Annotated in this window: 5 protein-coding genes and 1 pseudogene; all 6 read right to left on the reverse strand. The window is 76.4% G+C overall.

Translation table 11 applies throughout. The features are described from left to right. Window positions 1–173 precede the first annotated feature (173 nt). Window positions 174–3,362, reverse strand: a pseudogene (locus GVV04_RS34660) (amino acid adenylation domain-containing protein); the annotation flags it as partial. Beyond that, window positions 3,359–4,378: a TauD/TfdA family dioxygenase gene (locus tag GVV04_RS01270; protein ID WP_161683879.1), complete on the reverse strand. Its 1,020-nt coding sequence runs from the start codon at window positions 4,376–4,378 to the stop codon at window positions 3,359–3,361. The gene GVV04_RS01270 and the pseudogene GVV04_RS34660, both read right to left, overlap by 4 nt. Beyond that, window positions 4,375–5,472, reverse strand: coding sequence for a TauD/TfdA family dioxygenase (locus GVV04_RS01275; RefSeq protein ID WP_161683880.1), 1,098 nt, complete (start codon window positions 5,470–5,472; stop codon window positions 4,375–4,377). The genes GVV04_RS01270 and GVV04_RS01275 overlap by 4 nt, the downstream gene beginning before the upstream one ends. Next, window positions 5,469–8,891: a non-ribosomal peptide synthetase gene (locus tag GVV04_RS01280; protein WP_161683881.1), complete on the reverse strand. Its 3,423-nt coding sequence runs from the start codon at window positions 8,889–8,891 to the stop codon at window positions 5,469–5,471. The genes GVV04_RS01275 and GVV04_RS01280 overlap by 4 nt, the downstream gene beginning before the upstream one ends. Window positions 8,892–9,415: 524 nt before the next feature. Then, window positions 9,416–9,991 carry a GNAT family N-acetyltransferase gene (locus GVV04_RS01285; protein ID WP_161683882.1) on the reverse strand — a complete coding sequence of 192 codons (576 nt, stop codon included), beginning with the start codon at window positions 9,989–9,991 and terminating at the stop codon, window positions 9,416–9,418. 138 nt (window positions 9,992–10,129) lie between these two features. Further along, a complete protein-coding gene (locus tag GVV04_RS01290; RefSeq protein WP_161683883.1) occupies window positions 10,130–10,543 on the reverse strand; it encodes a type II toxin-antitoxin system Phd/YefM family antitoxin in 414 nt (137 codons plus the stop codon). Window positions 10,544–10,565 lie beyond the last annotated feature (22 nt).

Genomic DNA, 10,565 nt, shown 5'->3' on the forward strand with positions numbered 1-10,565 from the left:
CGATCGGCCAGCCACCCGGCGAGCCGGTCCGCGAGCGGCTCGCCGCCGGCCGGTTCGGGGGCGGTGACCACCGGGCGGGGGTCGTCGGCGTACTCGGGGCGCACGGCGTGCAGGGTGTACCGGTCGGTGCCGACGAGCAGGTCGTCCTGGCGGGTGACCACGTCGAAGCCGCGCTCCTCGAAGAAGGCGATCAGCTCGTCGAGGCGGCCCTCGGTGGGGGTGCCGACGCCGTCGTGCACCTCCATCGCGACCTGGGCGACCAGCGGCCAGTGCCGCTCGTGCAGGCCGGCGAGCACGTCCGCCTCGGCCCGCTGCACGTCGATCTTCAGCAGGTCGATGCGCTCCGGGGCCACCTCGTCGATCACGTCGGACAGCGGCCGGACGTCCACGGTCAACGTGTCACCGGCGAACCGCTCCTGGAGCAGCTCGTCGACCCGGTCGAGCAGGGTGTCCCGGTCGGCCTCGCCCCGGTCCCGCTCGTTGGCCAGGAACCGCTTGATGACGGCCCGCTCGGCGTCCGGGTCGGCGTACTCGGCGTGGCCGGACATCATGGCGTAGCCGGGGTAGTAGGTGAAGCTCACCTGCCCGGGTTCGGCGGCGAGCCCGTACGGGTGGACGGTGGCCGGGACCCCGAAGGCGGCCACGTTGCGGCGCAACGCGTCGGCCACCGACGGCACCGGCTCGAACGCGTGGATGGTGGCGTCCGGACAGACGGCGTGCGCGAACAGGGAGAACATGCCGATGTTCGCGCCGACGTCGAAGATCGTGGCGCCCTGGCGCAGCACCACCCCGTCGCGCAGGTAGACCTGCTGGACGAAGATCTCGTCGTACAGGTAGCGGGTCTCGTGCGGGTTGATCCCGACGACGCGGTCCACGTCGACCGTCGCGCCCGCGTCGGCCGGGGTGACGTAGCCGACCAGCCGGGCGCCGTGCCCGTCGTCGTCGCGGGCCACCACGGCGGCGTCGGCGACCCCGGGGTGCTGGCGCAGGGCGGCGGCGACCTCCCCCGGTTCGATCCGGAAGCCGTTGACCTTCACCTGGTCGTCGAGCCGGCCCAGGTACGCCAGCCGCCCGTCGGCGTCGAAGCGCACCCGGTCGCCGGTGCGGTAGACCCGCTCTGCGCGCCCCGACGGCAGGGTCACCGTGACGAACCGGCGGGTGGTGGTCTCCGGGTCGCCGAGGTAGCCGTCGGCGAGCTGGGGGCCGCTGAGACACAGCTCGCCGGCCACCCCGGGCGGCAGCGGGCGGAGCTGCCCGTCGAGCACCCACGCCCCCACCCCGGGCAGCGGCCGGCCGATGGTCGGCGCGGCCCCGGCGGTGATCTCGGCGGCGGTGGCGTCCACGGTGCACTCCGTCGGGCCGTACAGGTTGACCGCCCGCACCCCGGGCAGCCCGGCGAGGGCGTCCCACAGGTCGGGGGCGACCGCCTCGCCGCCGAGCAGCAGCAGCCCCGGCAGCCGGGTCCGGCCCGTGGCCACCCCGTCGGCGGCGAGCAGGATGCGGAGCTGCGACGGGGTCAGGTCGAGCACGTCGACCCGGTTCTCCGCGAGCACGGCGGCCAGCTCGGCGCCGTCGCGGCGGGCCTCCTCCGGCACCAGGTACAGGGTTCGGCCGTGGCCGAGCTGGACGAGCTGTTTGATCGAGGCGTCGAAGGTCAGCGGGGCGTTCACCGCGACCCGAGCCCCGGCCGTGGTGCCGGCGTGCACGGTGCGTTCCAGGGCGTGCGCCAGGTGGGCGGCGGCACCGTGCGAGACCTGCACCGGGCGCGGGGCCCCGGTGGAGCCGGAGGTGAAGATGACGTACGCCGGGTCGGCCGGCCGGGAGGCGGGCACGGCGGCGGTGGCGGCGGTGGCCGCCAGCTCGGCGACGCCCACGGCCGGCACGTCCCCGACGGCCCGGTCGCCGAGCACCAGGCCGGCTTCGACCGCGCGGACCAGGGCGGCGAGCCGCTGCGCCGGGGCGGCCGGGTCCAGCGGCACGTACACCGCGCCGGCCCGCAGCACGCCGAGGAACCCGACGACGGTGTCCCGGGACCGGGTGGCCAGCACGCCGACCCGCCGGCCGCCGTGCAGGCCGAGCTCGACCAGGCCGGCGGCGACCCTGGCGGACAGCTCGCGCAGCTCCCCGAAGGTGTACGCCCCGTCGGCGGCGACCACCGCCTCGGCGTCCGGGTCGGCGGCGGCGAGCCCGTCGTCGAGCAGCTCGGCGAGGGTGCGGGTGGGCGCGTCGGACGCGCTGCCGGCGGCCTCGACCAGCCAGCCCGCCTCGGCCGCGCCGAGCAGGGCCAGCGGGGTGCCGTCGGTCAGCGCTCCGGGCAGCGTGCCGAGGACGGCGAGCAGCCCGTCGCGCAGCGCCCGGCCGCCGGTCACCCGCAGGGTCACCGCGTCCGGGCCGCACACGGCGGTCAGGTGCGGGCCGGCGGGCGGCGCCGGGACGTCGACGTCCACGGCGGTGGCGCCGAGGCCGGCCAGGGTCGACGGGTCGACGGCCGGCACGGCGGCGAAGCCGGCCACCACGTCGGAGTCGACGCCGACCGGCTCCAGCAGATGGAACGCCTCCTCGGCCGGGCGCTCCGCGACGCGTACCTCGTCGAGGAGCTGCTTGGGCGCGGCCGGCAGGGGCAGGCCGAGCCGGACCGGCGCGTAGCCGCCCAGCGGCCCGACCACGGCGGCGGTCCCGTCGGCGTGCCGGCCGTCGGTCCACCGGGCAAGCACCAGATCGGCGTCGTCGGCCCCGGCGGGCGGCTCGGCGCGGCGGGACAGGGTCAGCGCCCACGCGGCGAGCAGCAGGCTGGGCACGCCCACCCCGGCGGCCTCGGCGGCGGCGGCCAGCGGGCCGAGCGGCACGTCCGCCTCCGCCGGCCCGTCGGCGTCGGCGTCGCCGTGCGGGGCGACCAGCCGGGCGGCCGGCGCGGCGGGGGCCGCCGACGGCTGCGCCTCCTGGCGCTCGCCGAGCTGCCACTCGGAGACGTCGAGGAACTGCAACCCGTCCGGGTCGTCGGCGAGGCCCTGCCCGGCGTACGCGGCGGCCAGGTCGGCCAGCACCAGCCGCAGGCTCGCGGGGTCGGCGAGCAGCGGGGTGGCGGCCAGCTCCAGGGTGTCGTCGGTGAGGGTCACCGACAGCTCGCCGGCCGCGCCGACGGTGACCGAGCGGGCGTCGTCGACGTCCTGCAACGGCACCCGCAGGCCGGGGTGGTGCACCAGGGTCAGCCGCAGCGCCTCGTGCCGGGCGACCACCGCGTCCACGGCGGCCTGCAGGCGCGCGGCGTCCAGGGGCCGGTCCAGGCGGACCTGGGCCCGGACCAGCTCCCGCGCGCCGGTGTAGGCGAGCCGCTGGACCGGGGAGAGTCGGTAACCGTTCACACCACGCTCCGGTTGACGTAGAGGTCGGACATGGCGACCAGGATCTGCCGGTCGCCGGAGAAGGGCTCCCGGCCGTGGGTGGCGAGGAAGTTGTCCACCACCAGCACGTCGCCGCGCTGCCACGGGACGGAGACGGCGTGCTCGCGGTACAGGTCGCGGATGCCGGCGACCACCTCGTCGTCGATCGGGCTGCCGTCGCCGTGGTACGCGTTGCGGGGCAACCCCTCCGGCCCGTACTCGCGCAGCAGGGCGGCGGCCACCTCGGCCGGCAGGTTCGAGGAGTGGAACAGGTGGGCGTGGTTGAACCACACGGTCTCGCCGGTGCGCGGGTGGGTGGCGGTGGCCTGCCGGCGGGCGCGGGTGCGCAGCCCGTCGTCGCCGAGCCAGGTGAACTCGGTTGCCGACGCGGCGCAGTACGCCTGCACCTCGGCCCGGTCGGTGGTCTGGAACGCCTCCTGCCAGGGCAGGTCCAGGTGCGGGCCGTAGTTGCGCACGTAGCACAGGCCGTCGCGGGTGAACCGCTCGCGCACCTGCGCCGGGATCCGTGGGGTCACCACCCGCTCGCTGGCCAGCGGGGTGGCCCCGCCGTCGCCGGTGGCCGGCTGGGCGCACCAGAAGTACAGGTGGGTGGGCCAGTTGTGCGAGTACGACATCTCGTGGTGCAGCGGGATCCACTGTTCGGCGTTGAACTCGGTGGAGGTGAACACCCGGTCGGCGACCTCGTTGCGGGGGGCGGCCCGCTCCAGGTAGCCGAGCAGGTCCGGGGTGACGGCGCGGGCGGCGCGGCTGAAGTCGTCGGGGCTGCCCACCTCGAAGCCGCGGAAGAAGACCGCGCCGTACGAGTCGAGGTCGCGCAGCAGCTCGTCGTGGCGCCCGGCGAGCCAGCCGGCGAGGTCGAGGTCCGGCACGGTGGCCTCGACCAGCAGCACGAACGTGTCGTCGACCAGCACCCGGCGGGTGACCGGCGCGGTGGCGGCGGAGGTCGTGCCGCGGCGGCGCGGTCCCGGCCCACTCACGACCGGTCCCCCGTTGTCGCCGTGCCTGCCGGGGCGGACGCGGCCCCGGGGACGGGCGTGGACACGGATGCCGCCTCGGGGGCGGCGAACGGGTCGGACATCGCGGTGAGAATCCGCCGGGGCGGCGTGAACGGCTCCCGGGCGTGCGCGGCGAGCATGTTCTCCACCAGCAGCACGTCCCCGCGCCGCCAGGGGAACGACCGGGTCTCCGCCGCGTACGCGGCGCGCAGCTCGGCGAGCACGTCGTCGCCGATCGGCGTGCCGTCGCCGTACGCGGTCTGGTAGGGCAGGTCCTCCTCGGCCAACGCCCGGCGCAGCCCGGCGCTGACCTCCTCGGGCAGCGAGGTGACGTGGAAGAACAACGCGTGGTTGAACCAGGTGCGCTCCCCGGTGACCGGGTGCTCGCGTACCGCCGGGCGGACCTGCCGGGTGCGTAGCTGCTCGTCGCCGACCCACTGCGCCTCGATCGCCGACCGGGCGCAGTACGCCTCCACCTCGGCGCGGCTGTCGGTCTGGAACGCGGTCTGCCAGGACAGGCTGATCCCGGGCAGGTAGTTGCGCTGGTAGCGGACCCCGCCCCGGCGCTCGAACTCCGCGACGGTGGCCGGGCTCAGCCGGGCCAGCACCCGCCGGCTGTCCGCCAGCGGGGTACGCCCGCCCGCAGCCGGCTCGGTCTCGCAGAAGAACACGATCCGCAGCGGCCAGTTCAGCGTGTACGACTGCTCGTTGTGCAGCACGATCGGCTGGTCAGCGGGGTGCTCGGTGGAGGTGTAGACGCCCTCGGTCACCTCGCTGCGCGGCGAGGAGCGCTCGCCGTAGCTGAGCACGTCCCCGGAGAGGGCGGCCATCGCGGTGCGGAAGTCGGCGGCATCGGCCACGGCGAAGCCCCGGAACAGGACGGCGGCGTGCCGCCGGGCCAACTCGTCGACGGTGGCCCGGTTGCCGGCCAGCCAGGTCGCCAGGTCAAGGTCGGGCAGGTTGGCCTGGACGAGGACCGGCAGCGGCCCGCCCGGCCAGTCGGGACGTACGTCGACCAGGGCTCGTTCCCGGTTGCGGCGCGGGATCACCGGCGCCACCCGGATCTGCTCAGTCATCTCTCGTTCCCCCAAGGGCCATCGACACACTCGGCGAGGCTGCGCTGCGGGTCGATGGCCGCCCGGCGCAGCACCTCGGTGAAGCGGCGGTGCCACGCGGTGACGCGCCCGCCGTCGAACAGGTCGGTGCGGTAGGTCCAGAGCGCTTCCAGGTCGCCCCGGCGCTCGTCCAGCCAGAGGGTCAGGTCCAGCCGGGCGGCGTCCGGCGCGAGTTCCACGCCGGCGAAGTCCAGCCCCCAGGAGCCGTTCCAGGCCGCCGCCGGGGCGTTCTGCACGCCGAAGGCGACCTGGACGAGAGGGCTGCGGTGCGGGTGGCGGGCCGGGCGCAGCCGCTCCACCACGGCGTCGAACGGCACATCCTGGCGGGCGGCGGCGGACAGGGCGGCGGCGCGGGCCTCGGCGAGCAGGTCGGCGAAGGACCGGCCCGGCGCGGGGCGCAGCCGCAGCGGCATGGTGTTGACGAAGCAGCCGAGGCTCTCCTCGGCCGGCACGCTGGTCCGGCCGGCGAAGGCGGTGCCGACGAGCAGGTCCGTGCGCCCGGTTCCCGAGCCGAGCAGGGTGGCGAAGGCCGCCAGGCCGACCATGTAGAGGCTGGCCCGGTGCGCCCGGGCGAGCCGCCGGACGGCGTCGGCGGTGTCGGGGTCTACCGGGACGCGCAGGCTGGCCCCGTCGGGCCGGTCCGTGGCCCCGGTTCCCCGCCCTGCGGTCGGCCGAGCGGTCGGGCCCCCGGTCGGTCGCACGGTCGGCTCCCCGGTCGGCCGAGCGGTCGGGCCCTCGGTCGGTCGGGTGGCGTCGGGGGTGGCCGGCGCGGCGGCGAGGTCGAGCAGGGTGGGCGCGCCACGCAGCCCGGCGACGACCTCGTCGAGGGCCCGGCGGCCAGCCGGGCCGGCCAGCCAGTCCCGCTGCGCCACCGCGAACCCCGCCGGGCCGGGCGCGGGGTGGGCGGGCCAGGGCGGCCGGGGCCGGGCGACCCGCACGGCAGCCTCACGCTCGCTGTCGTAGCAGCGGCCGAGATCGCGGACGAGGACGCTGAACGACCAGTCGTCGCAGACGATGTGGTGGGCGACCAGCAGCAGCGCGAAGCGCCGCCGACCGTCGCCGACCAGGTGGGCGCGCAGCAGCGGCCCGGCGGCCAGGTCCATCGGGGTGCGGGCGCTGGTCGCGGCGATCCGGGCGACCCGCTCGGCCAACGGCACCCCGGGCAGAGGCGCCTCGATGACCAACTCCACCTGCGGGTCGTCGTGCACCCGCTGGACCGGGCCGGCCGCGGAGCCGGGGAAGACGGTGCGCAGCGCGGGATGCCGGGCGACCACCCGGCGCAGGGCCCGGGCCAGCGCCGCCCGGTCCACGGGCCCGCGCAGCTCGACCACGTAGGACACCAGGTACGAGGGGTCGGCGGGGTCGAGCTGGTGCAGGAACCACAGCCGACGTTGCGCCGCCGACAGCGGCGCGTCCCCGTCCCCCGTCGTCCCGGCGACCGGCCCGTCCCCGGTGGCGGCTGACCGTCCGGCGGTGGCCGAACCGGTGGCCGTGGCGGGGCCGGTCGCCGTCCCGTCCCGCGTCGGCCGGTTTCCCGTGGCCATCGGCGCGTCCCCGGCGGTCGCCGGCCCGTCCCCCGGGCCACCGGGACGGCCGGGGGCGGCGAGGTGGGCGGCGAGGGCGGCCACCGTGGGGTGGTCGAAGAGCGCGGCCGGCGGCACCGGCACGCCGGTCGCGGCGGTGAGCCGGGCCGCGCACCGCACCGCCAGCAGGGAATCGCCGCCGAGGTCGAAGAAGTCGGCGTCCGGCCCGGTGACCGGCACCCCGAGCACGTCGCGCCACACGGCGGCCACCTCGCCGGCCGGGCCGGCGTCGCCCCCGTCGAAATCGGCCAAGGCGGGAGCGGCGTCGGGATCGTCCCAGGTCGGCGCCGGTAGGGCCGCCCGGTCGGTCTTGCCGCTCGGCGTGGTGGGCATCCGGTCCAACCAGACCACCACGGCCGGCACCATGGGTGCGGGCAGCCGCTCGCGCAGCCGGGCCGGCACGTCGTCGCGGCGCTGGCCGACCAGGTAGCCGACCAGCACCGGGTCGCCGCTCGGCCCGGTCCGCACCGCCGCGGCGGCCTCGCGTACGCCGGGCAGTGCGGCGAGGGCGGCACCGACCTCGCCCAGCTCGATCCGGTGTCCGCGCAGCTTCACCTGGTCGTCGAGGCGGCCGAGGAACTCCAGTTGCCCGTCGGGGCGCAGCCGCACCCGGTCCCCGGTGCGGTACATCCGGTCGCCGGGGCGGAACGGGTCGTCGAGGAAACGGGCCGCCGTCTCCTCGGGGCGGCCGAGGTAGCCCCGGGCCAGGCCGGCGCCGGCCAGGTACAACTCGCCGGGGGCCCCGGACGGAACGGGCAGGCCGTCGGTGTCGAGCACGTACGTCCGGGTGTGCGGCAGCGGCCGGCCGATCGGCGGCACTGTCCCGTCGGCGGTGACCTCCGCCCAGGTCGAGTAGGTGGTGTCCTCGGACGGGCCGTACAGGTTGAGCAGCCGGCGCACCCCCGGGCGGGCCCGGACCCGGGCGGCGAGGGCGGCGGTCAGCGGCTCGCCGGCCAGGCAGACGGTGCGCACGCCGGCCGGCAGGGCGTCGGCGGCGAGCAGCTCGCTCATCGCCGAGGGGACGGTGTTGACCAGGGTGACCGGCAGCCGGGCGGCGTCCGGCGCGGCGAGCGCGAGGACGGTGTCGACCAGCACGACCCTCCCGCCCCAGCAGAGCGGCCCGAATATCTCGAAGATCGACAGGTCGAAGCAGACGCTGGTGGCGGCGAGCATGCCGCCGAGTTCCTCGTCGGCGAAGGCGGACCGGGTCCAGTGCATCAGCACCGACGCGGAGCGGTGCTCGACGGCCACGCCCTTGGGGCGGCCGGTGGAGCCGGACGTGTAGATCACGTAGGCCAGGTCGGACGGTGCGCCGCCGACGTCCGGACGGCCGGCCGGCTGGTCGGCGAGGTCGAGGGCGTCCAGCGGCAGCGCCGCCTCGCCGAACCGGTCGGCGAGGCCGGAGCGGGTGAGCACCACCCGGGCACCGGAGTCCTCGGTCATGAACGCCACCCGGGCCGGCGGGTACGCCGGGTCGAGCGGCACGTACGCCGCGCCGGCCTTGAGCACGGCGAGCAGCGCGACGACCAAATCCACGTCGCGGGTGAGGCAGACGCCGACCCGGTCCTGCCCGGTGACGCCCCGGGCGAGCAGGGCCCGGGCGAGCCGGTTGGCGGACTCGTCGAGTTGGCGATAGGTCAGCGAGCGGTCGCCGTGGCGCACCGCCTCAGCGTCGGGGGTCCGTTCCACCTGGGACTCGACCATCCGGTGCAGACAGTCGACGATGACCGGGATGCCGGAGGCGCGGGGAGTGATGGACCGGCGGACCGGGCCGGTGGGCCGGACGGAGGTGGTCACTCCCGCCCGCGATTCGTCGTACGCATGCAGCCAGACACCGAACGCCCCCCAAGGATCGTGACGGTACGTGTGCTCCGGATTACCCCTCGGCAGGTCAGCGCCTCAAGGCCTTCACGCTGTGCTACTTAAAGCGATCAATTGATCGCTCTCCGGTGAGAGGTTCCACGAGCATCGACAGCACTGCCAAGAGCCCTCCCGAAATACGGGACGGCGGTGACGAAACCCGGAACGGGGGTGCCCAGCCACGCACTCGGGCCGACGGCCACCCCCGACGCGCCCACCAGCACCGATGCCCGCCCAGGCGAGCCTTCGCCCGCCTCCGCCGGGGCCGCTCCTGTCAGGAAGACGCCATCGGCCGTGGGACCGCGATCACCCGGGTCGGCGGCGCCCCCGGGGCCGCGACCTGCGGGGATGGATACGACATGCCGGATACGCCGCCGGGCGCCACGCGCCGCCGACCGTCCTCAGGGGATGGCGGGGACCGGCGGCGCGGCGGTCGGAAACCTGTCCGGGTCCGATGCCCGTCAGGGCGCCGCCGGGGGCGGCACGGTGGTGGACGGATTGCGCCACTCGTCGGCCAGCACCGACCAGATCTCGATGTCGATGCGCCGGGTGGCCCCCGGGTACACCTGCCGCAGGGTGCCGTCGTGGCGCATGCCGAGGCGCCGGGCCACGGCCAGGCTACGGACGTTGTCGGCGTTGGTGCGCCACTCCACCCGGTGCATCCCCCGCTGCCCCACCGCCCAGTCGAGGACGACGCCGACCGCCCGGGTGACCAGGCCGCGCCCCTCCGCGGCCGGCTCCAGCCAACAGCCCACCTCGCACACCCCGACCGCGGTGTCGAACGCCACGAACATCACCCCGCCGACCAGCACCCCGTCGAGCCAGATCCCCCAGATTCCCCCGGCGTCGCGGGCCCACCGGTCGGCGTAGCGTTGCAGCACCTCGCGGGCCGACGGCAGGTCGGTGGCCACGAAGGACGCGCCCACCCACGGCGTGATGTGCTCCCGGGCCCGGTCCAGGTTGCGCAGGAACTCCTCGGCCCGCCACGGCTCCAGCGGGCGCAGCTCGGCGTCGGCGGTCAGGGCGCGAGCGAACACCGGGCCTCCCGGGGCCTGCGGACGTCAGGGACCCGGCTAGCAGACCACAGACTGATCGCAATCGGCCACCCCGGGACGCGGGCTCGACCCCCAACCAGCCAGCTCGAAGCCGAGGTGCAGGCTCCCCGGCCGGGCGGGTCAGTCTCTCAGCAGGTCGGCGTGGGCGGCGCGGAGCCGGGCCAGAGCCGGGTCGCTGCCGGGGACGATCCGGTGGTCGAGCTCGGCCCAGACCTCGGCGAGCGCCGCCGTGAGGACCCGCAGCTCGGCGGCGTGTCGCCGGCTGCTCTGCCGGTGCAGCTCGTCGAGGCGGCGGGCCCAACCGGCGGTCACCGTGGCGAGCCGGTCGGCGTCGGCCCGGGCCTGCGCCGCCGAGCGGGCGGCGGAGGCGGGCACGATCGCGGCGATCGGGCGGGGGTCGCCGTCGCGGGTGACCAGCGTGACCGCGTCGGTCAGCTCGGCCATCGCGATGAGCTGGGTCAGCCGGGTGCGGGCCTCGCGCAACGGCAGGGCACGCGGCGGGGTGGGCTCGTGGGCCAGGGCGGGGGCAGCCATGCGTCCATGCTGACGACTGGGT

This window comes from Micromonospora rubida, from assembly GCF_009908295.1.
In the GTDB taxonomy this organism is placed as follows: Bacteria; Actinomycetota; Actinomycetes; order Mycobacteriales; family Micromonosporaceae; genus Micromonospora; species Micromonospora rubida.

Coding starts and splice junctions, on each gene's coding strand:
- GVV04_RS01290 (WP_161683883.1), bottom strand. CDS start 10,543: ATGGCTGCCCCCGCCCTGGCCCACGAGCCCACCCCGCCGCGTGCCCTG.
- GVV04_RS01275 (WP_161683880.1), bottom strand. CDS start 5,472: ATGACTGAGCAGATCCGGGTGGCGCCGGTGATCCCGCGCCGCAACCGG.